At 71.3% G+C, this 19,508-nt stretch carries 22 protein-coding genes; 14 read left to right on the top strand and 8 right to left on the bottom strand.

The window, feature by feature from the left end; translation table 11 throughout:
- Positions 1-3: 3 nt before the first annotated feature.
- The 6 genes from Q5722_RS13735 to Q5722_RS13760 all read left to right on the top strand — a co-directional run bounded on the left by Q5722_RS13735 (position 4) and on the right by Q5722_RS13760 (position 5,717).
- Positions 4-741 carry a PIG-L deacetylase family protein gene (locus Q5722_RS13735; protein ID WP_305028824.1) on the top strand — a complete coding sequence of 246 codons (738 nt, stop codon included), beginning with the start codon at positions 4-6 and terminating at the stop codon, positions 739-741.
- A gap of 163 nt (positions 742-904) precedes the next feature.
- Positions 905-1,318: a hypothetical protein gene (locus tag Q5722_RS13740; protein WP_305028825.1), complete on the top strand. Its 414-nt coding sequence runs from the start codon at positions 905-907 to the stop codon at positions 1,316-1,318.
- A 143-nt stretch (positions 1,319-1,461) separates the two neighbouring features.
- A complete protein-coding gene (locus tag Q5722_RS13745; protein WP_305028826.1) occupies positions 1,462-2,022 on the top strand; it encodes an HhH-GPD-type base excision DNA repair protein in 561 nt (186 codons plus the stop codon).
- Positions 2,023-2,378: 356 nt separating this feature from the next.
- Positions 2,379-3,659, top strand: a complete 1,281-nt coding sequence (locus Q5722_RS13750; RefSeq protein WP_439652503.1) for an RNA polymerase sigma factor — start codon at positions 2,379-2,381, stop codon at positions 3,657-3,659.
- Positions 3,660-3,757: 98 nt separating this feature from the next.
- Entirely contained in the window at positions 3,758-4,147 is a 390-nt protein-coding gene (locus Q5722_RS13755; RefSeq protein ID WP_305028828.1) for a DUF1304 domain-containing protein, read from the top strand.
- 250 nt (positions 4,148-4,397) lie between these two features.
- Positions 4,398-5,717 carry a prealbumin-like fold domain-containing protein gene (locus Q5722_RS13760; protein ID WP_305028829.1) on the top strand — a complete coding sequence of 440 codons (1,320 nt, stop codon included), beginning with the start codon at positions 4,398-4,400 and terminating at the stop codon, positions 5,715-5,717.
- Positions 5,718-5,780: 63 nt separating this feature from the next.
- Here the strand turns inward: Q5722_RS13760 and Q5722_RS13765 are convergent, their stop codons facing one another.
- The 3 genes from Q5722_RS13765 to Q5722_RS13775 all read right to left on the bottom strand — a co-directional run bounded on the left by Q5722_RS13765 (position 5,781) and on the right by Q5722_RS13775 (position 7,376).
- A complete protein-coding gene (locus tag Q5722_RS13765; RefSeq protein ID WP_305028830.1) occupies positions 5,781-6,617 on the bottom strand; it encodes a DMT family transporter in 837 nt (278 codons plus the stop codon).
- On the bottom strand, positions 6,617-7,096 hold the full coding sequence (locus Q5722_RS13770) for a DUF456 domain-containing protein (protein WP_305028831.1): 480 nt from the start codon (positions 7,094-7,096) through the stop codon (positions 6,617-6,619). The genes Q5722_RS13765 and Q5722_RS13770 overlap by 1 nt, the downstream gene beginning before the upstream one ends.
- Before the next feature lie 79 nt (positions 7,097-7,175).
- The gene (locus Q5722_RS13775) at positions 7,176-7,376 is read right to left on the bottom strand and encodes a DUF7455 domain-containing protein (protein WP_305028832.1); all 201 of its coding nucleotides are present in this window, start codon (positions 7,374-7,376) and stop codon (positions 7,176-7,178) included.
- A 248-nt stretch (positions 7,377-7,624) separates the two neighbouring features.
- Here Q5722_RS13775 and Q5722_RS13780 point away from each other — a divergent pair, with 248 nt between their 5' ends.
- From Q5722_RS13780 to Q5722_RS13790, 3 genes are read left to right on the top strand one after another with little or no spacing between them, the layout of a single operon-like run.
- On the top strand, positions 7,625-9,709 hold the full coding sequence (locus tag Q5722_RS13780) for a DNA gyrase/topoisomerase IV subunit B (RefSeq protein WP_305028833.1): 2,085 nt from the start codon (positions 7,625-7,627) through the stop codon (positions 9,707-9,709).
- Positions 9,706-10,065, top strand: coding sequence for a hypothetical protein (locus Q5722_RS13785; RefSeq protein ID WP_305028834.1), 360 nt, complete (start codon positions 9,706-9,708; stop codon positions 10,063-10,065). Before Q5722_RS13780 ends, Q5722_RS13785 begins: the two co-directional genes overlap by 4 nt.
- On the top strand, positions 10,062-10,520 hold the full coding sequence (locus Q5722_RS13790; protein WP_305028835.1) for a PaaI family thioesterase: 459 nt from the start codon (positions 10,062-10,064) through the stop codon (positions 10,518-10,520). Before Q5722_RS13785 ends, Q5722_RS13790 begins: the two co-directional genes overlap by 4 nt.
- Positions 10,521-10,525: 5 nt before the next feature.
- Here Q5722_RS13790 and Q5722_RS13795 read toward each other — a convergent pair whose 3' ends face one another.
- Positions 10,526-11,959, bottom strand: a complete 1,434-nt coding sequence (locus tag Q5722_RS13795) for a glycosyltransferase family 2 protein (RefSeq protein ID WP_305028836.1) — start codon at positions 11,957-11,959, stop codon at positions 10,526-10,528.
- 150 nt (positions 11,960-12,109) lie between these two features.
- Positions 12,110-12,637 carry a DUF1697 domain-containing protein gene (locus Q5722_RS13800; protein WP_305028837.1) on the bottom strand — a complete coding sequence of 176 codons (528 nt, stop codon included), beginning with the start codon at positions 12,635-12,637 and terminating at the stop codon, positions 12,110-12,112.
- Positions 12,638-12,673: 36 nt separating this feature from the next.
- On the opposite strand from Q5722_RS13800, the gene purT reads away from it, so the two are divergent.
- The 4 genes from purT (at position 12,674) to Q5722_RS13820 (ending at position 15,665) form a co-directional block, all read left to right on the top strand.
- Positions 12,674-13,882, top strand: a complete 1,209-nt coding sequence (purT, locus tag Q5722_RS13805; RefSeq protein WP_305028838.1) for a formate-dependent phosphoribosylglycinamide formyltransferase — start codon at positions 12,674-12,676, stop codon at positions 13,880-13,882.
- A 15-nt stretch (positions 13,883-13,897) separates the two neighbouring features.
- Positions 13,898-14,134 (top strand): hypothetical protein, encoded by a 237-nt coding sequence (locus Q5722_RS13810; RefSeq protein ID WP_305028839.1) that lies wholly within the window; start codon positions 13,898-13,900, stop codon positions 14,132-14,134.
- 52 nt (positions 14,135-14,186) lie between these two features.
- Positions 14,187-14,390, top strand: coding sequence for a hypothetical protein (locus Q5722_RS13815; protein ID WP_305028840.1), 204 nt, complete (start codon positions 14,187-14,189; stop codon positions 14,388-14,390).
- 105 nt (positions 14,391-14,495) lie between these two features.
- Complete coding sequence (locus Q5722_RS13820) at positions 14,496-15,665, top strand: RtcB family protein (protein ID WP_305028841.1); 1,170 nt, start codon at positions 14,496-14,498, stop codon at positions 15,663-15,665.
- Positions 15,666-15,738: 73 nt separating this feature from the next.
- Here the strand turns inward: Q5722_RS13820 and Q5722_RS13825 are convergent, their stop codons facing one another.
- Positions 15,739-16,233, bottom strand: a complete 495-nt coding sequence (locus Q5722_RS13825; protein WP_305028842.1) for a beta-class carbonic anhydrase — start codon at positions 16,231-16,233, stop codon at positions 15,739-15,741.
- A gap of 118 nt (positions 16,234-16,351) precedes the next feature.
- Between Q5722_RS13825 and Q5722_RS13830 the strand changes: the two genes are divergently transcribed.
- A complete protein-coding gene (locus Q5722_RS13830; RefSeq protein WP_305028843.1) occupies positions 16,352-17,137 on the top strand; it encodes an alpha/beta hydrolase-fold protein in 786 nt (261 codons plus the stop codon).
- Here Q5722_RS13830 and Q5722_RS13835 read toward each other — a convergent pair.
- The gene (locus tag Q5722_RS13835) at positions 17,107-18,813 is read right to left on the bottom strand and encodes an MFS transporter (RefSeq protein ID WP_369415033.1); all 1,707 of its coding nucleotides are present in this window, start codon (positions 18,811-18,813) and stop codon (positions 17,107-17,109) included. The genes Q5722_RS13830 and Q5722_RS13835 overlap by 31 nt on opposite strands.
- Positions 18,810-19,505, bottom strand: a complete 696-nt coding sequence (locus Q5722_RS13840) for an LppX_LprAFG lipoprotein (RefSeq protein WP_305028844.1) — start codon at positions 19,503-19,505, stop codon at positions 18,810-18,812. The genes Q5722_RS13835 and Q5722_RS13840 overlap by 4 nt, the downstream gene beginning before the upstream one ends.
- Positions 19,506-19,508: the final 3 nt, after the last annotated feature.

The raw sequence follows: 19,508 nt of genomic DNA on the forward strand, positions 1-19,508 counted from the left end.
GGCGTGGCGACGATCGTGTCGCTGCACGCCCACCCAGACGACGAGGCGTTGCTGACCGGCGGCTGGCTGGCCCAGCGCGCCCGGGGCGGTGACCGGGTCGTCCTCGTCTTCGCGACCGACGGCGAGGCCGGCCTCAGCGACCACCACGGTCCCCTCGGCGTGCTGCGGCGGGCGGAGGGCGAGGCGTCGGCCCGCGCTCTGGGTGCGGCCCGCGTCGTCTGGATGGGCCACGCCGACTCGGGGATGGCAGACGCACCCACGACCGTCGCGGGCCGTTTCGTCGACGTACCGGTCTCCGTCGCGGCCCGCACCGTCGCCGACGTGCTCGACGTGGAGGACGCCGACATCCTCACCGGCTACGACGCCAACGGGGGCTACGGGCACCCCGACCACGTGGCGGTCCACCGGGTCGCGCGGGCCGCGCAGGAGATCGCCCGGCGGCGGCCGTTGCTGCTGGAGGCGACCCGGGACCGCACGGGGCTGGTGCGCCTGCTCCGCGTCGTACGCCCGCTGGCGTCGCTGCTGCCCGGACTCACGCTGCCCCGGGACGACATCTACGCCGACCCGGCCGAGGTCGTGCGGGTCGACGTGCGGGACGCGGTCGAGGCCAAGCGCGCCGCCCTGGCCGCCCATGCCAGCCAGGCGACCGGGGGTGTCCGCACCGTACGGATACTGCTCGCGCTCCCGGGTCCGCTCGCGCGGCGGGTTCTGGGCCGCGAGTGGTTCGTCGAGGTGCCCTGACCCTGCGGGCGCGGGTGACGGCACCGCATGTCGCACCGGGGTGTACCTGCGGGGCCCCGGGCAGGGGTGCCAGACCTCGAACTCCACCCGTCGGCGTCATGCCTGCCTGCGCCGGACGAGCGGAGGCTGTGGGGAGCCACTCGATTCGAAAGGGAGTCTCCTCATGTCCAGATGGATCGCCCGGGTGCTGCTCCTCCCGGTGCTCCTGATCTCGGCCCTCGTGGCCGGCCCGGCGTGGGCCGGCAGCGCGCACTTCGTCAAGAGCGCGACGTCCGTCAGCATCGACGGCGCCACGATCACGGTCTCCGGCAAGGAAGCCGGCCTGGGTGACGAGACCCAGGTCCACATCGTCCTCACCGCGACCGCGTCCTGCATCAACCCCGGCGACCACCACCCGAAGGCGGCCAACAAGGCCTCCGTCACCGTCGCCGGCGACTTCCCGGTCCAGAACGGCCGTGCCGAGTTCACGCTCACCGGCACCGCGTCGTTCCAGCCCGACTGCACCCCGCCGATGACGGTCGTCTGGAGCCCGATCATGATCACCGACACCGAGCACGGCATCTCGATGACGCTCTGAGCCCGTCACCATCCCGCCGCCATTCCGCCGCCGTCGCGGCGAGATGGCGGCTCCTCGGCGGCCCGTGTCCTGGCCGGCTTCCTCCACCGCGGGTGCGGAGGAGATGCCCGAGATCCGCGACGCCGATGCGGCAGGATGGGCGCATGGCCTTCCAGATCGCCCAGGACCCCGCTGCCGACCAGGTCCTCACCGACAGCTCCTTCGCCCTGCTCGCCGGCATGGCCCTCGACCAGCAGTACCCCATGGAGCACGCCTTCCGCGGCCCGGCCAAGATCCTCGACCGGTTCGGCAGCATCGATCCGCGCGACATCGCCGCTGCCGACCCGGAGTCGTTCGCGGCCCTCTGCGCGACGACCCCGGCGATCCACCGCTTTCCCGGCTCGATGGCCGGCAAGCTCCAGGCGCTGGCCCAGCTGATCGTCGACGAGTACGACGGTGACACCGCGCGCCTGTGGAACGAGGCGAAGGACGGCAAGGACCTCCTGAAGCGGATGACCGCGCTGCCGGGCTTCGGCAAGCAGAAGGCGCAGATCTTCATCGCGCTCCTCGCGAAGCAGGTCGGCGTTCGCCCGGAGGGCTGGGAGACGGTCGTCGGTGACTACGCGCTCGAGGGCCACCGCTCCGTGGCGGACGTCGTCGATGGCGCGTCACTGCTGAAGGTCCGCGAGTACAAGCAGGCGAAGAAGGCCGCCGCCAAGGGCTAGCAGAGGGCGAGCGGAGGGCTCCGCCGCACCACTGCTGACGCCAGGACGACGCGCCTCGTGCACCCCGTGGCGGGAAACATTGGGAGACCGTGGCAGACTGTGCGCGCGGCTCTTGACGACAGCGGGCCTTGCCGCGCCCCAAACCCAGATTTCTCCAAGAGGTGTTCGTGTCGCGCAACCTGCTTCCGGCCGAGGTCCTGTCCCACCCCGATATCGTCGGGCTGGTGACCGTCGCCGAGCCGACCGGCACCGTCACGCCGGAGCAGGTCCGCAAGGCCGCCGAGGCCGCTGCGATCGAGCCGAAGCACCTCAAGGCGCTGCTCGTGCACCTGGCGGCCGAGGGCATCACCGTCGTGATGAACGCCGACGACCACAAGGCCGTCGCCGCGACCACGCCGCGCAAGACCACCACCGCCAAGGCCCCGGCCAAGAAGGCCGCCGCGACCCCGGCCGCCGCGCCTGTCGCGAAGAAGGCTGCGGCTCCGCGCAAGGCCGCTGCGAAGAAGGCGGAGGCCGTTGTCTCCTCCGCCGAGGTCGAGGAGGCCCTGTCGGCCCCCGCGATCGTCGACGCCGCGGGCAACAAGATCCTGGCCGACGTCTCCGACGCGATCGTCGAGAAGCAGCTCGACTCCGAGGAGATCAAGGAGGTCGAGAAGGAGTCCGAGTCCTTCGTCATCTCCTCCAGCGACGACACCGACGAGCCGGTCCAGCAGGTCATGGTCGCGGGCGCGACCGCCGACCCGGTCAAGGACTACCTCAAGCAGATCGGCAAGGTCCCGCTCCTCAACGCCGAGATGGAGGTCGAGCTCGCCAAGCGCATCGAGGCCGGTCTCTTCGCGTCCGAGAAGCTCGCCCAGGGCGGCAAGATCTCCCCGAAGCTCCAGGACGAGCTCGAGTGGATCACCGCCGACGGCGGCCGCGCCAAGAACCACCTGCTCGAGGCCAACCTGCGTCTCGTCGTCTCCCTCGCCAAGCGCTACACGGGCCGCGGCATGCTCTTCCTGGACCTGATCCAGGAGGGCAACCTCGGTCTGATCCGCGCCGTCGAGAAGTTCGACTACACCAAGGGCTACAAGTTCTCGACCTACGCGACGTGGTGGATCCGCCAGGCGATCACCCGCGCCATGGCCGACCAGGCCCGCACCATCCGCATCCCGGTGCACATGGTCGAGGTCATCAACAAGCTCGCGCGCGTGCAGCGCCAGATGCTCCAGGACCTGGGCCGCGAGCCCACGCCGGAGGAGCTGGCCAAGGAGCTCGACATGACCCCGGAGAAGGTCATCGAGGTCCAGAAGTACGGCCGCGAGCCGATCTCGCTGCACACCCCGCTCGGTGAGGACGGCGACTCCGAGTTCGGTGACCTGATCGAGGACTCCGAGGCGATCGTCCCGGCCGATGCGGTCTCGTTCACGCTCCTCCAGGAGCAGCTGCACGCGGTCCTCGACACGCTCTCCGAGCGTGAGGCGGGCGTCGTCTCGATGCGCTTCGGCCTCACCGACGGCCAGCCCAAGACCCTCGACGAGATCGGCAAGGTCTACGGCGTGACGCGTGAGCGCATCCGCCAGATCGAGTCCAAGACGATGTCGAAGCTGCGGCACCCGTCGCGCTCGCAGGTCCTGCGCGACTACCTCGACTGAGGTTCCGCTCCTCCAGCAGCACGACGCCCCGACCACTCCGGTCGGGGCGTCGTCGCATTTCCGGCGCGTACGCCGCGGCGTACGGCAGGATGGCGCGCATGCTGACTGCTGCCGCCGTGTTCGCTGCCCTCGCGGGTCTGCTGCACGTGTACATCTGGGCGATGGAGTCGCTCGTCTTCACCAGCCGGGGCCGCAAGGTCTTCGGGCTGAGCGCGGAGCAGGCCGCGGACGAGCGGGTCCGCGAGCTCTTCTACAACCAGGGGTTCTACAACCTCTTCCTGGCGGTCGGTGCGCTCGTCGGCGTCGTCCTCGTGCTGACCGACTGCGCGGGAGGTCGCGCGCTCGTCTGGTTCACCACGGGGTCGATGCTCGGCGCAGCGCTGGTGCTGGTGACCCACAACCCGAAGATGCTGCGCGGCGGCGTCGTCCAGGGCACGCTTCCGCTGCTGGCCCTGGCCGGCCTCGCCGTCGACGCGCTCACGCGCTGAGCCCGCCGGCGGCCATCGGCCACCCCGGCCCCGGGCCACTGCCCGGGGCCCCGGTCTGGGGGTCACCCGTCACGACAGGCCCGTAGGGGTGATGGTCGCCGACGCCGTCGCGGAGCAGAGTCGGGACCGGTGCTGGCGCTGCCAGGTGCGTCATTCCCGGGAGCACCTCGTCCGGCGGCTGGGAGGGAGCTGACGGGCGGACCCGGGCGCGCACCGTGCGCACCGGCCGACATCCGTCGGAGGCATCGAGATGCTCCACAGCTCCCTCCGGGCGCGCATCCGTACGCTGCGCCTCGTCCCTGCTGCGTTCCTGATCGCGTTGGCGCCCGCCCTCGTCCCTGCGGGGTCACAGGCCGTCGTCGACAGCACCTTCAACACCCAGGACGGCGACCTCGCCGTCAACCCGGCCCCCGACTGGGCCGGCGTCTCGGAGACCCGCCAGCCCGACCAGCCGACCGGAGCCTCGGACGACTCCTTCGGCAACGGCACGAAGGAGGACACGGCGGTCCCCGCCGTGATCGACGGTTCCATCCCCAACAACAAGTCGGACCTGAAGAACTTCGGCGTCTACTTCGAGGACAGCGCCCAGGGCCGCTTCCTCCACCTGTTCTGGCACCGCGTCCAGGAGCCGTCCGGTACGACCAACATGGACTTCGAGTTCAACCACTCCAGCACCCTCTCGGCCAACGGGGTCACGCCGGTGCGCACCGAGGGCGACCTGCTGATCCAGTACGACCTGTCGCAGGGCGGGGTCAACCCGGTCCTCAGCCTGTCGCGCTGGGTGACCACGGGCGCAGCGTCCCAGTGCGAGGCGTCCAACAAGCTGCCGTGCTGGAGCGCCAAGCAGGCGCTTGCCGGGGACGCGGTCGGGTCGATCAACACCTCGGCGATCCTGGCGGCGGACTCCGACGGCCTCGGGCCGGTCTCCGCACGGACGTTCGGCGAGGCGACGATCGACTTCGACGCCCTCGTGCCCGGGGCGGGCTGCAACGCCTTCGCCTACGCCTACCTGAAGAGCCGCTCCTCCGACTCGTTCACGGCGGCGGTGAAGGACTTCATCGCTCCGGTGAACCCCGGCCTCAACACCTGTGGCGCGCTCAAGATCCACAAGACGCGCGACCACTACGCGGCCACGACGCACCCGAGCCCGCAGGCCGGCGTCCAGTTCGCGGTGACCAGGGGTGGCGTGGCGATCGCGGGCTCGCCGTTCACCACCGATGCCAACGGCGACATCTGCATCAGCGGCCTCGAGCAGGCCACGTACCGGGTCACCGAGACGGTCCCGACGGGTTACACCGTCTCGACGGCGAACCCGCAGGACGTCGCGGTCAGCGGAGTCGGTGACTGCACCTCGGGTGCGGCGACGGCGAACTTCCACAACGTGCCGAAGACCGACATCGCCGTCAGTGCGACCAGTCAGGTTACCGGCGGCACGGCATCGACGATCTCGTGCACCAACGGAGGCGGTTCGGTCACGACGCCGAGCGGCACGGCATCCCTGTCCACCCTCAACCTCGCACCCGGAACCTACGTCTGCACCATCACCGTCCTGGCCGCCCCTGCGCCCTGACGGGAGCTCGACTGCCCGGCCGCGGCACGGCCCCCGTGAACGTGCCGCGGCCGGGTCATGCCGTCAGCCGGCCGCGACGAGGACCACGGCGGCACCACACAGGGCCAGCCCGAGGGCCTGGTCCCGGAGGATCCGCTCGCGCAGCACGATCGCCGCCAGCAGGATCGTGAACGCCGGGTAGAGGGACGTGAGGATCGCGGGAACCGTCAGTGAGCCGCGCTGAGCCGCCACCGTGAACGCCGCGGTCGCGGCCAGGCCGAGCAGGCCGGACACGACGCCGCCGTACGCCGCACGGTCGCGCGGGGCCCACGCCGCCCGCGTGCCGAGGGCCAGGGCAGCCACGACGGCCGCCCCGACGAGCTGGTTGACGCCGAGCGGGAGGTACCCGGCGCCTTCCTGGATCTGCCCGAGCGCGGCGAACTGGGCCCCGAAGCCCAGGCCTGCCAGGAGGCCGTCGAGCACTCCGGCCGCCGCACCGCCGCTCGCGGGGCCGCGCGGGTCACGTGCGACGAGCCAGATGCCGGGCAGGGCGCAGGCCACACCGACCCAGACCAGGAGGTCGGGCCGCTCGCCGAGTGCGAGCGCGACCAGGACCGGAACGACCGCCGCACCGACTCCCGAGATCGGGGCCACGACACCCATGCGGCCGGCGGCGAGGCCGCGGTAGAGGAACCCGGTGCCGACGCCGGCGCCGACGCCACCGGCAGCGCCCCACCACAGGTCGTGGGCCGTGGGGGAGCCGGGCAGGAACGGGGCGGCCAGGACGGCCAGCACGCCGGCGCCGAGCGCGGCCGTGAAGGCGACCGCCCACGCCGACGTACGCCGGGAGAGGAGACCGCCGACGAAGTCGGCGACGCCGTAGGCCGCGGCGCCGCCGAGGGCGAGGACCACGACGAGCATCAGGTGGTGGCCATGCCGACGACGAGGGCGGTGACGGAGGCGAGCGCGAAGGCGAGCTCGATCAGCATCGAGAGGCCGACGGCCTTCACCGCGCTCCACGTGCGGGAGCGGGCGGCGTCCGGTCCGATCCGGCGCGACTCGGCGAGGAAGACACCGAGGACGAAGCCGAGGGGCAGCCCGACGACCGGCACCACGAAGAACCCGACGACGCCGGTCAGGGCTCCGACCAGGAGCGTCGACCGGGGTACGCCGGCCGACTGGAGGCGGCGTCCCGGCACGGCGTACTGGAGGAAGGTGCCGGTGAGGCTCAGCGCCACCACGAGGGCGGCGACCCACCACGCGGCGGGCACGCCCACCGTGGCGGCCCAGCCGATCGAGGTGCAGGCGATGAGGATCGTGCCCGGGAGCACGGGAACGAGGATGCCGACCAGCCCGACCACGGTGAGCAGCAGGAAGATCAGGTCGTAGCGGAAGTCCACGCGGATGACTCTCTCAGAAGACGCGACCGGCCCCGGACCGCCCACCAGGGCGGCTCCGGGGCCGGTCACAGGGTCTGGGTCAGGAAGAAAGCTTGGCGGTCTCGTCGACGACGTTGACGGCGACCTCACGCAGCTTCGTCTCGTGCTCGCGAGCGTGGTGGGCGCAGAAGAGAAGCTCGAAACCGGAGGCGAGCTCGACCTTGAGGTAGGCCTGCGCGCCGCAGCGGTCACAGCGGTCGGTGGCGGTCAGGGTGCTGGCGGGAGCAACTGCAGTGGTCACAATCGGCCCTTCTTTCTTCCGTGGTGCCCGGCTCAACGAGCGGTCGAGGAAGATGATTCCCCCAACTTCCCGTGGCTCCGGCCACATCCTCACCAGCTGGACATCTCTTCGTGCCCAGAAGCGGCTGCTTCCAAGTGTGAGCGTGATGAGCGCTGGTGTCCGGCCAACATACAAACCCGGGCAAGCTATTTACGCGAGGGCGTGCCTGCGGGGCGCCGTGGCGTGTCGCCGGTAGATTCACGCTCGAGATGACTGCTGTGAAGGACACCGAGATCGACAACTCGTACAACGCCGCGCACCTCCTGGTCCTCGAGGGCCTGGAGGCGGTGCGCAAGCGCCCCGGCATGTACATCGGCTCCACCGACACCCGCGGGCTCATGCACTGCGTGTGGGAGATCATCGACAACGGTGTCGACGAGGCCCTGGCCGGCCATGCGCACCGGGTCGAGGTCACCCTCCACGGAGACGGCTCCGTCGAGGTCTACGACGACGGTCGCGGCATCCCGACCGACAAGGAGCCGCGCACGGGCCTGACCGGCGTCGAGGTCGTCGCGACCAAGCTGCACGCCGGCGGCAAGTTCGGTGGCGGCTCCTACAACGCCACAGGTGGCCTTCACGGTGTCGGCCTCTCGGTCGTCAACGCACTCTCCAGCCGCATGGACATCGACGTCGACCGCGCTCCGGCACAGCAGGGCATCTCCTTCCGCCGTGGCGTGCCGGGTGTCTTCGACGGCGACAAGCCGACCGCGGCGTTCACGCCGGCCGGCGGCCTCTCCCGCAAGGGCAAGCGCGTCGCCAAGGACAGGTCCGGCACGCGCGTCCGGTTCTGGCCGGACCGGCAGATCTTCACCAAGGACGCCGATTTCGTCTACGACGAGCTCGTCACCCGCGCCCGCCAGACGTCGTACATCGTGCCGGGCCTGGAGCTGGTGATCAGCGACCTGCGCGGCAGCGAGCCGGTCACGGAGTCGTTCAAGCACGACGGCGGCATCGCGGAGTTCGCCGAGTTCCTCTCCTCGGGGGAGCCGGTCACCGAGGTGCTGCGCCTCCAGGGCACCGAGACCTTCACCGAGACGGTGCCCATGCTCGACGAGGCGGGCCACATGACCCCGCAGGACGTCGACCGCGAGCTCTTCGTCGACGTGGCGCTGCGCTGGTCCAACAACTACGACACCGAGCTCCGCTCCTACGTCAACGTCATCGCGACGCCCAAGGGCGGCACGCACGTCAGCGGCTTCGAGAACGCCGTGACCAAGGCGTTCAACGACGTCATGCGCAGCGCGAAGGTGCTCAAGGTCAACGACACCGACGTGGTCAAGGACGACGTCCTCGAGGGCCTCACCGCCGTCGTGACCGTGCGACTCGCGGAGCCCCAGTTCGAGGGCCAGACCAAGGAGATCCTCGGCACGCCCGCGGCGCGCACGATCGTCCGCAAGGTGGTCATGGCCGAGCTCAAGAAGTGGCTCACCTCGACCAAGGCGGCCGACAAGCGGCAGTCGAAGCTGGTCATGGAGAAGGTCGCCGGCGCCGCCAAGACCCGCATCGCGGCCCGCACCCACAAGGAGACGCAGCGCCGCAAGAACGCGCTGGAGTCCTCGGCGCTGCCCGCCAAGCTCGCCGACTGCCGCAGCAACGACAACGACCGCACCGAGCTCTTCATCGTCGAGGGTGACTCCGCGCTCGGCACCGCGAAGCTCGCGCGCAACAGCGAGTTCCAGGCGCTGCTGCCGATCCGCGGCAAGATCCTCAACGTGCAGAAGGCGTCCGTCGCCGACATGCTCAAGAACGCCGAGTGCGCCTCGATCATCCAGGTCGTCGGCGCCGGATCGGGGCGCACGTTCGACCTCGACGCGCGCCGCTACGGCCGGATCATCTTCATGGCCGACGCCGACTCCGACGGCTCGCACATCCGCTGCCTGCTGGCGACGCTCTTCATGAAGTACATGCCCGACCTGATCACCGACGGACGCGTCTACTCCGCCGTGCCCCCGCTCCACCGGATCGAGGTCATGCAGCCCAAGAAGGGCCAGGACAAGTACGTCTACACCTACTCCGACGACGAGCTCCAGCGGAAGCTCGCCGAGCTGAAGAAGAAGGGCATGCGGGTCAAGGACCCGGTCCAGCGCTACAAGGGTCTCGGCGAGATGGACGCCGACCAGCTGGCCGAGACGACGATGGACCCGCGCCACCGCACGCTGCGCCGGATCACGGTCGACGACGCCGAGGGCGCCGCCCAGATCTTCGAGCTGCTGATGGGCTCCGACGTCGCCCCGCGCAAGGAGTTCATCGTCCAGGGCGCCTACGAGATCGACGCCAATACACTCGACGCGTGAACCCAGCGCAGGCCCGAGCGGCCGCCGTCAAGCAGCTCAAGGCCCGGGGCGCGAAGGCCCGCAAGGGCCAGCTGCGCCTCGAGGCCGGCGACCTCTTCTGGTACGTCGACCCCCGGCTCTCCGGTGGCACGCTCGTCATCGAGACCGGGTGCTGGCTGCCGTCGCTCGGCGCGGAGCCGGAGGGTGGGGCGGTGGACTGCCCGCTGCTCTTCGACTGGCCGGCTCCCGACCCGGCCGTCGACGCCGACCTGCTGGTCGACCTCGTGGCGGGCATCGACTCGCTCGACGTCCTCGCTGCCCGCCTGGCCGACCTGCCCGGCGTACTCGTGGACAAGGCGCTGAAGGAGCTGCTGTGACCGACCTCGCCATCCAGGACCGGCTCTTCCCCGACGTGCGCTGCTTCGGCTGCGGCCCGGCCAACGCGGAGGGGCTGCGGCTCAAGAGCTTTCCGGCGTCGGACCTCGTCGTCACGGCCCGCTTCCGGCCGTGGCCGCAGCACGACAACGGCGTCGGATTCCTCAACGGCGGCATCATCGCGACGCTGCTCGACTGCCACAGCGGCGCGGCGGCGTTCCACCACGCCGACCTGCGCGGGTGGGGCCCGCTGCCCGGGGCGGCGTTCGCCTACGTGACCGCGGGCATCGACGTCCGCTACCTGCGTCCCGCACCGCTCGAGGCGGAGGTGGGGCTCGTCGCCGAGGTGCGCGAGGCCTCCGAGGACGAGATGACCGTCGACGTGCGTCTCGAGCACGACGGGAAGGTGCGCGCCGAGGCGGTCGCGCTCTGGAAGCGCTGGCGCCCGCGCGACTGAGCGGCTCAGACGTCGGCGGTGGAGCGCGCGGGTTCCCCGGCAGCACCGGCGAGCTTCGGCGTCGGCGTCCACGTGACCGAACGGGCTCCGCAGAGCCAGCGCACCAGGGCGACGAGTGGCCCCGCGGTGTCTGCGATGCCGGCGAAGGGGCTCGCCACCAGGACCAGCACGTGCTCACGGACGCGGGCCCACCGGCCCAGCCCGGTGTATCGCAGGTTGTGCCACAGCCCGAGCTGGATCGCAGTCGTCCACAGGACGAGGCCGACGGTCATCAGGGTGGCGGTGGGCGTCCAGGTGGGTGCCGCGACGCGCTCGCCGTCGACGAGGTGGCCAAGGGCGGCGGCCGCCATGAGGGTGTTCGTGTAGAGCGCGAACGCGGTCACCGGGAAGCCGAGGGCGTAGGTGATGATGCGGCCCCAGACGACGGTGACGATCTGCGAGCGGCGCAGCGCGGGCAGGCGCTTCCACCGTTCCTCGCGCCGGAGGTGCGCCAGGCCCTGCAGGGTGCCGAAGATCCAGCGTTCGCGCTGGCGGAACGCGTCCTTCACCGTGAACGGCGGCTGTTCGACCATCTCGGCGTAGTGCCAGCCGAAGACCTCCGGCCCGAACTCCAGGTACGACGCGAGACCGAAGACGAGGTCCTCGGCGATCAGGGCGACACCGTCGAGCGTGCCGATGTCCCATCCGATCCGGTTCTCCAGGTCCTGACGGATCACGAGGTTGGAACCGTGCAGGTGCATCGGCGGCGGGTTGGTCATGACCGAGTAGCACTCGTGGCAGCCGAAGGGCCGGTTGGACTCCATGGCCCGGTTGAGGAGGGAGGCGTCCTCCCAGTCCAGGCCGTAGGAGATCGATCCCTCGGAGATCCCGACCGGGTGGGTCAGCAGCTGGCGCACCAGCCGGGCCAGGTTGTCGGGGGTGAACACCGACTCCTCGTCGTAGTGGACGACGTAGCAGTCGCGCGGGGCTGCACGGTGGACCTCGACCATGTAATGGAGGGCCCGCGCCTTCATGAGCGACCCGCGCGGGGTGGCGTACGTCGGCGGCAGGAGGAACCCCGTCACCGGGACCGGCGAGTCGGCGTACCGGTCGTGCAGGGAGTCGATCTCGTCGGGGGACTCGGTGACCACCTCGACGCGCACCAGGGTGGCGAGCGTCGGAAAGCGCCGGACGGCCTCCATGACGTTGTCGATGCCGCGTTCGACGACACTCAGCGCGCCGCCCTTCGTGGTGACCTGGATGAGGAACTCGCGGGTGGAGCCGGCCCCGGCGGCGACCGCGAGTCCGGCGACCAGGTCCGCATCCGAGATCGGCGTCCGGTCGATGTGCTTGCCGCGGATCGCGCGCACGGCCATGAACCAGTAGTAGGCGTACGTGGCGACCAGGACCGCCATCGCGGTGGTCACGATCGCGCGCTGTGGATCGTCGGTGAAGTGCATGGTCGTGCGTCCCCCGGGGAAGAGCGGAGGGCCATCGATGCCGGCGACCCTGTCGTGCAGGTCCCCGAGCGGACCACTGCGCGCACGCTAGCCTCCGGGCCGAGCTCCGCGCCGTGATCACCAGCACTGGTCTAGTGGTCTAGTCGGTGGTCACAGCCGGTGCGCCAGAGCCTTCGTGGTGTTCCAGTTGCGCACCGACATCTCCCGGTAGACCTTCGTGCCGACGGCCTTGGTGAGCCGGCTCTTCGACGCGAGCTCGGCGATCCGCGTGGTGTAGAGGACGCCGGGGCCGGTCCAGATCCGGTCGACCTCGGGGTGCGGCTCCGGCATGGCCGCCAGTGCAGCCTCGGGGGAGAGGGACGCGCGCAGGAACCAGACGTCGGGGCGCACGGCGGCGTCGTCGAGCTCGGCCGGAGCCTCGGCGACGACCGCCGCGATCTCGTCCTGGCTCCGCACGAGCACTGCGATGTCCAGCCCGAAGGCGTCGGTGACCACCCTCTCCAGTGCCTCCGGGGTGGGCCGCGACGCGGCGGAGAAGAGCACGTTGCCGCTGTTGATGTACGTCGACACCTCGGCGTAGCCGGCCGCGCGGAAGGCCTCGGCGAGCTCCTTCATCACGATCCTGTTGTTGCCGCCGACATTGATGCCGCGGAGCAGGGCGACGTAGCGCTGGGACATGGGCCTGACGCTAGTCGCACCTGCCACAATGCGCGCATGACTGACGCGCCGACCATCGGCACCCCGCTCTCCGGTTCCGCCACCCGCGCGCTGCTGCTCGGCAGCGGCGAGCTCGGCAAGGAGGTGGTGATCGAGCTGCAGCGGCTCGGTGTGGAGACCATCGCCGTCGACCGGTACGCCGACGCCCCGGCCATGCAGGTCGCCCACCGCTCCCACGTCATCGACATGCAGGACGCCTCCGCGCTGCGGGAGCTGCTCCTGGACGAGCAGCCCGACGTCGTCATCCCCGAGATCGAGGCGATCGCCACGGGCGTGCTCGCCGAGCTCGAGGAGGCCCAGGAGTGGTCGCTGCGGGTGGCGCCGACCGCGCGCGCGACCGTGCTCACCATGAACCGTGAGGGCATCCGGCGCCTTGCCGCCGAGGACCTGTCGCTGCCGACCTCGCCGTACGCCTTCGTGGACACCTACGAGGAGCTGGAGGCGGAGGCGTCGCGCCTCGGCTGGCCGGTCGTCATCAAGCCCGTGATGTCCTCGAGCGGCCACGGCCAGTCCGTGGTGCGCACGCCCGAGGAGCTGCCGGCTGCGTGGGAGTTCGCACAGACCGGCGGCCGCGGCTCGCAGACCACTCGCTGCATCGTCGAGGGCTTCGTCGACTTCGACACCGAGATCACGCTGCTGACCGTGCGGCACGCCGGTGGCACCACGTTCCTCGACCCGATCTTCCACCGCCAGGTGGACGGCGACTACGCCGAGTCCTGGCAGGAGCCGGCCGGCACCGCGTGGCCGTGGCTGGCCGCCGCCCAGGAGGTCGCGGGCGCCGTGACCGGGGCACTCGGCGGCTGGGGCATCTTCGGGGTGGAGCTCTTCATCTCCGGTGACGAGGTGATCTTCAGCGAGGTCTCGCCGCGTCCCCACGACACCGGCCTGGTGACCCTCGTCGGCCAGGACGTGTCCGAGTTCGGCCTGCACGCGCGAGCGGTGCTCGGGTTCCCGGTCGCGGTCACCCGCTGGCCCGGCGGGTGCGCCAGCTGGCCGGTCAAGGTGCACGGCGAGGGCGTGCCGGAGTTCGCCGGCCTGCCGGCGGCGTACGCGGTCGACCCCTCCGTGCAGGTGCGCCTCTTCGGCAAGCCGCGGGTCGACGGCGAGCGCCGGGTCGCCGCCACGCTCGCGCGCGGGGCGTCCGCCGACGAGGCTCGGGAGCGGGCGAAGGCAGCCGCCGACGCCCTGACCGTCGAGCTGCGCTGAGGCTAGGGTCGGAGCATGCTCGCTCTCGGTGGCCTCGAGGCCGTCCTCCTGATGGCCTTCTTCTGGCTGGTCAGTGCCTGGGTCTTCTACATGATCATCAAGGCCGCCGTCCGCAACGGCATGCTGGAGGCCGACGAGGTCCGTGAGGGCCGGCGGCGCCGTGACGGTTCCCGGCCCTACGTCGGACCGACCAGCGAGGCGCTTCGTCGCCGGGTCGACGAGGGCCGCACCCGCGACACGCTCGACGACTGACGCGTGCAGCTGTCTCCTTCGGGGCACCGGAGGAGATCGAGAGGAGGCAGCCATGAGGGGAGTCGTCGGACTCGTCGTGCTGGCCTGGCTGGTGATCGGGGTCGTCGCTGCGTGGCAGCGGGGGTACCTCACCAACGAGCGCGACGTGAACTGCCGGACCACCGCCGACACCGCGCTGACGGTGCTCGCGGGGCCGCTGAACTACCTGGGAGCGAACCCGAAGGTGCACTGCCGGATGCCGCAGCCATCGAAGTAGCGACCGCATCGCACACCGAAAACCCGGTGTGCAACCGGATTCGGTCCGCCTACCTTCTCCCGCGGCGTACAGCGTCGTACGCCGGAACGAGAAGGTGAAAGGACCATGGAGAAGATCAACGCGAAGCTGCTGAACTGGGCTTCGCTCCTCGAGGACAACACGCGGGAGCAGGCGGTGCGGACGGCGACGATGCCGTTCGTCGAGCCGCACCTCGCGCTGATGCCCGACGCCCACCTGGGCCTCGGCGCCACGGTCGGGTCCGTCATCCCGACGGTCGGCGCGATCATGCCGGCTGCGGTCGGTGTCGACATCGGCTGCGGCATGATCGCGGTGCGGACCCAGTACGCCGTCGGCGACCTGCCGACCGACCGTCGGCCCCTGCGGGAGGCGATCGAGCGCGCGGTGCCGCTCAGCGCGGGCGCGGCCAACCGGAAGGTGAGCCGTGAGCACACCGGTCAGCGGCTGCAGGAGCTGACCGTGCTGGCCGAGCAGGCCGGCTTCGACCCGGCGACCTACGCGGCCCGGTGGGAGCTGCAGCTCGGCACGCTCGGGTCGGGCAACCACTTCATCGAGGTGACGGCCGACGAGCTGAGCCGGGTGTGGCTTTTCCTGCACTCCGGCTCGCGGGGCGTCGGCAACCGGATCGCGCAGCGCCACATCAAGGTCGCGCAGGAGTACTGCCGCCGGCACTTCGTCGAGCTGCCCGACCGCGACCTGGCCTACCTGGTCGAGGGCACGGCGGAGTTCGACGCCTACATCGGCCAGATGCAGTGGGCGCAGCACTACGCGCTGCTCAACCGCGAGGAGATGATGGACCGGGTGGTCCGGCAGCTCTCCGAGTGGGTCGACGGTGACGTGGAGAGGCTCGAGGAGATCAACTGCCACCACAACTACACCGAGCGGGAGCACCACCTCGGCCGGGACGTGTGGCTGACGCGGAAGGGTGCGATCAACGCAGCAGCAGGGCGTGACGGCCTGATCCCCGGCTCGATGGGCACGGCGTCGTACGTCGTGCGGGGGCTGGGCAACCCGGCGTCGTTCCACTCGGCGCCGCACGGGGCAGGCCGGACGTACTCCCGCTCGGCCGCGCGGCGCACGTTCACCCACGACGAGCTGCGTGCGGCGATGGTGGGCATCGAGTACCGCGACACCGACGCATTCATCGACGAGATCCCGGCGGCGTACAAGGACATCGACCAGGTGATGGCGGACGCCGCCGACCTGGTCGAGATCCGGCACACGCTGCGGCAGCTGGTGAACGTGAAGGGCGACTGAGCCCGAAACGACGAAGGGGTGGGCTCCCCGTCAGCCACGTGACGAGGAGCCCACCCCTTGCGTGTGCCGGGGGTCAGACCTTCTGCTCGAGCAGGCCGCTGTCGACGTCGTAGACGAAGCCGCCGACCTTGACGGTGTCCGGGATCAGCGGGTGGGCCTGGACGCGGCGCACGTCGGCGACGAGCGACTCGGCCTGGCCGTTGGTGACCGGCAGGGTGAGCCACGAGGTGTCCTGGCCGGCCGAGGCGTCGAGGCGCTCGCGCAGGACCTCCTCGCTGTTGCTGGCCACGGCGCAGCGCGTGTGGGGGACGACGAGGATGCGGTCGACCTTGAGCATGTGCACCGCGACGACGAGCGCGTCGAGGGTGAGGTCGTCGACGCGGCCGCCGGGGTTGCGGAGGATCTTCGCGTCGCCCGGCTTGAGGCCGAGCAGCCCGAGCGGGTCGATGCGGGAGTCCATGCAGGTCACGATCGCGACACCCGCGTGCGCGATGCCGTCGAAGCCCGAGAACTGGAAGTCCGCGGCGTACGCCTTGTTGGCGGCCAGGAGGTCATCGAAGTCGTTCATGGTCAGGAAACTAACGGACCGCACATGTCGGGCACATTGCCTGGTTCGCACGGTGGTACGTCGACCTCAGCACTTGAAAACCAGTTCAACTGCCCGGCGCGGCCACTAGCGTGCGCCCGTGGGCCTGACACGACGCGGACTGCTGACCCTGGGGGTGACCGGCACGGCGGTGGTCGCCGGTGCGGGGGCGCTCGTCGAGGCCGATCGTGTCCCCGGCGTCCGCCACCACCGGCTCGAGCACGGCACGCTGCGAGGCTCGGGCTGGTGGATCAGCCGGCCCGCCGGCGGTGGCGATCAGGTCCCGGTGGTGATCGCCCTGCACGGCGCCTACAACGACGCCGACCAGTGGCGTCGGAAGGTCGCCGTCGACGAGGTCCACGCCGCCTCCGGCGCCCGCTTCGCGATCGCGGGCATCGACGGCGGCGAGCACGACTACTGGCACCCGCGCGCCGCCGGTCGGGACCCGCGTGCCCTGGTCCTCGACCACTTCCTGCCCCTGCTCGAGCAGAAGGGCCTGGACGTGTCACGACCCGCCTGGCTGGGCTGGTCCATGGGCGGCTACGGCGCGCTCGTGCTCGCCACGGAGGTACGCCGTTCGGGTCCGGTCGTCGCGACGAGCCCCGCGCTGTGGTCGCGCTACGCCGACACCGCCCCCGGCGCCTACGACGGCGCGAGCGACTTCGCGCGGTGGTCCGTCCTCGGCAACCGGCGGCGGCTCACCGACCTGTCGCACCTGGCCGTGCGGGTCGACTGCGGCGAGCGCGACCCGTTCGTGCCCGGCGTGCAGGAGCTGCACCGCGAGCTGCCCTCGGCAGGCGTCCACTGGCGGCCCGGGGCACACGACGCGGCCTACTGGAGGAAGGTGCTGCCCGCTCAGCTGAGGTGGCTGGACGCACGCGTCTGATCCGCGCCGCCCCGCAGCACCAGGAGGGCGACCACGGCCGCGGCGGCACAGCACACGGCCGCGCCGGCGAAGACGGTCTGCTCCTGGACGAGCGCCGCGGCGGCAGGGGAGCGCCCGGCCTCGACCGCGATGTGGAAGCGGTGCAGCCCGACCGCGGTCAGGGCGGAGAGGCCCACCAGCATGCCGATCATCCGCGCGACGACGGCCAGTGCCGCGCTCACGCCGTGGGCGTCCGCCGGCGTGTGGGCCAGCAGCGAGGTCGTCACCGGAGCGAGTGCGAGACCGAACCCGACGCCGGCCAGCACCAGCGCAGCCGTCGGCGTGACCACGCTGTCGAGGGAGGAGTCGTCCCAGCGGGTCATCAGCGCGAAGCCGCAGGCGGCCGCGACGAGCCCGGTCGCCGCCACCCAGGCCGCCCCGAAGCGGCGCGTCGCGAGCCCGCCGGCCCAGGCCCCGACGGGCAGGGCCGCCAGGAAGCGCACGAGCACGAGCGCCGCCATCAGCTGCGACTCCGGATAGCGCGTCGTGCGCGCGAAGATCGGGATGTCGACCAGGGCTGCGATCAGCGCGGCGCCGACGAGGAAGCTGACCACCAGCGCGCCCCAGGCGGGGCGCTCGCGCAGGCTGCGCGGGTCGACCAGCGGCCGTGGCGACCGGCCCAGGTGCACCGCGAGCGCGACCAGCGCGACCGCGGCGCCGAGGAGGTACCAGTGGCCCTCCGGGGCGAAGAGCTGCACGGCAGGGTCGGCGGTCGCGAAGGCGAGCACGATCCCGCCGAGCACGGTCGCGATCAGCAGGGCGCCGAGGACGTCCGCCTGGCGCAGCGCCCCCACCCATGCCCGTACGTCGACCAGGGGACGCCGCGCGAAGGTGCAGCGCAGCAGCAGCGCGACGAGGGCGCCGACCACCGCGAGGCCCAGGGGAGTGGTCCAGTCGGAGTCGCCGGCGTACGGGATGAAGAGCCGGCCCCAGAACAGGTCGCGCTGCAGCGACGACGGGCGGAGGACGAGCACGATGTAGCTGGCTCCGGCGAGGCCGAGCGCCGCGAGGCCGAGCCAGTCGAGGGAACCCAGGCCGGCGCGAGCGCGTGCACCGTCCGCGGGCACCTCGGAGCCGGCGAGCACGCGCAGTGCGACCAGCAGGGCCACCGCGACGACCACGTTGAGCAGGAAGATCGCCTGCCAGAACCACACGGCCAGCACGACCGCGCCCAGCAGCGGGCCCAGCACGCTGCCGATCTCCTGCACCGCCGAGACGACGCCGAGCGGCACGGCGCGGCGCGACGGGGGATAGAGGTCGGCGACGAGAGCCAGCGTCGCAGGGACGAGGCCGCCGCCCCCGACACCCTGGATGAACCGCCCGGCCACCATCGAGCCGAAGTCGGCCGAGAAGGCGGTCACGAACGAGCCGACCGCGAAGATGCCCAGGCACAGCACCAGCACCGGCAGCCGACCACGGAGGTCGGCGAGCCGGCCGATCAGCGGCAGCATCGCGACGTAGCCGAGCAGGAAGCCGGAGACGATCGGTGCCGCACGCTGCAGCTCGGTGACGGGGATCTGCTGCGTCGCCATCATGTCGGGCAGCGCGAGCACCACGACATAGGTGTCGGCGGCCGCGAAGGCGACCGCGACGGCCGCCATCGCCAGCAGCGCCGACGGACGACGCGAGCCGGTCACGGGGCGGTGATCTCCTTGGAGACGTCGTACTTCTTCAGCGAGACGGTGTAGGTCGCGTCCGGCTCGCCCGCGTAGAAGGCGCCGGTGAGCTCGACGGTGCGCAGGTAGCCCTCGGAGTCGACCTCGTAGCGCGCCTTGAAGTCACCTGCACCCATGCCGAGGACCTTCTGGATCTGGCTTCCGGTGAGGACGCCGGTGTACTCGGTGAGCACGTCCTTGTTGTCCTCGCCGCCACGCACGGTGTCGCCCTCGTCGAGCTGGGTCGTCTCGGCGATCAGGTCGCTCACGCCGCCGTCGGCCGCGAGCAGCGCACCCGGGTCGGGCACGCCGTACTGCGCGGGTTCGATCTTCTTGAAGCCGGGGCCGAGCAGGTCGTTCTTGATCCAGACCTTGCCGCCGGTGGCGACCACCTGCGCGGACGTGCTCAGTCCGAGCGCCTTGATCTGCAGTGTCCCCTCGAAGGCGTCGGGCTTCACCGCGGTGCCCTCGCCGCCGACCAGCACGAAGCCGTTGCCCTGGTCCGGGAGCCCGGCCGAGGTCAGCAGCAGCTCGACGCCGGAGGTGGCGTCCAGCTTGTCCGCGGCGGTCTCCATGACCTTCTGCGGCGTCGCTCCGGCGGGCTTGGCCGTGTCGGACGAGCAGGCGGGCAGCAGGAGCAGGGACGCGGCGATCGCCGCGGTCAGGACGCGCATGCG

It is taken from the genome of Nocardioides jiangxiensis, from assembly GCF_030580915.1.
In the GTDB taxonomy this organism is placed as follows: Bacteria; Actinomycetota; Actinomycetes; order Propionibacteriales; family Nocardioidaceae; genus Nocardioides; species Nocardioides jiangxiensis.

Bases quoted from the DNA above. Each gene is read 5' to 3' on its own strand.
- purT (WP_305028838.1), top strand. From the start codon at position 12,674: ATGACTGACGCGCCGACCATCGGCACCCCGCTCTCCGGTTCCGCCACC.
- Q5722_RS13750 (WP_439652503.1), top strand. From the start codon at position 2,379: ATGAACGCCGACGACCACAAGGCCGTCGCCGCGACCACGCCGCGCAAG.
- Q5722_RS13840 (WP_305028844.1), bottom strand. From the start codon at position 19,505: ATGCGCGTCCTGACCGCGGCGATCGCCGCGTCCCTGCTCCTGCTGCCC.
- Q5722_RS13800 (WP_305028837.1), bottom strand. From the start codon at position 12,637: ATGTCCCAGCGCTACGTCGCCCTGCTCCGCGGCATCAATGTCGGCGGC.
- Q5722_RS13825 (WP_305028842.1), bottom strand. From the start codon at position 16,233: ATGAACGACTTCGATGACCTCCTGGCCGCCAACAAGGCGTACGCCGCG.
- Q5722_RS13745 (WP_305028826.1), top strand. From the start codon at position 1,462: ATGGCCTTCCAGATCGCCCAGGACCCCGCTGCCGACCAGGTCCTCACC.
- Q5722_RS13810 (WP_305028839.1), top strand. From the start codon at position 13,898: ATGCTCGCTCTCGGTGGCCTCGAGGCCGTCCTCCTGATGGCCTTCTTC.
- Q5722_RS13815 (WP_305028840.1), top strand. From the start codon at position 14,187: ATGAGGGGAGTCGTCGGACTCGTCGTGCTGGCCTGGCTGGTGATCGGG.
- Q5722_RS13795 (WP_305028836.1), bottom strand. From the start codon at position 11,959: ATGCACTTCACCGACGATCCACAGCGCGCGATCGTGACCACCGCGATG.
- Q5722_RS13820 (WP_305028841.1), top strand. From the start codon at position 14,496: ATGGAGAAGATCAACGCGAAGCTGCTGAACTGGGCTTCGCTCCTCGAG.
- Q5722_RS13780 (WP_305028833.1), top strand. From the start codon at position 7,625: ATGACTGCTGTGAAGGACACCGAGATCGACAACTCGTACAACGCCGCG.
- Q5722_RS13765 (WP_305028830.1), bottom strand. From the start codon at position 6,617: ATGCTCGTCGTGGTCCTCGCCCTCGGCGGCGCCGCGGCCTACGGCGTC.
- Q5722_RS13760 (WP_305028829.1), top strand. From the start codon at position 4,398: ATGCTCCACAGCTCCCTCCGGGCGCGCATCCGTACGCTGCGCCTCGTC.
- Q5722_RS13740 (WP_305028825.1), top strand. From the start codon at position 905: ATGTCCAGATGGATCGCCCGGGTGCTGCTCCTCCCGGTGCTCCTGATC.
- Q5722_RS13755 (WP_305028828.1), top strand. From the start codon at position 3,758: ATGCTGACTGCTGCCGCCGTGTTCGCTGCCCTCGCGGGTCTGCTGCAC.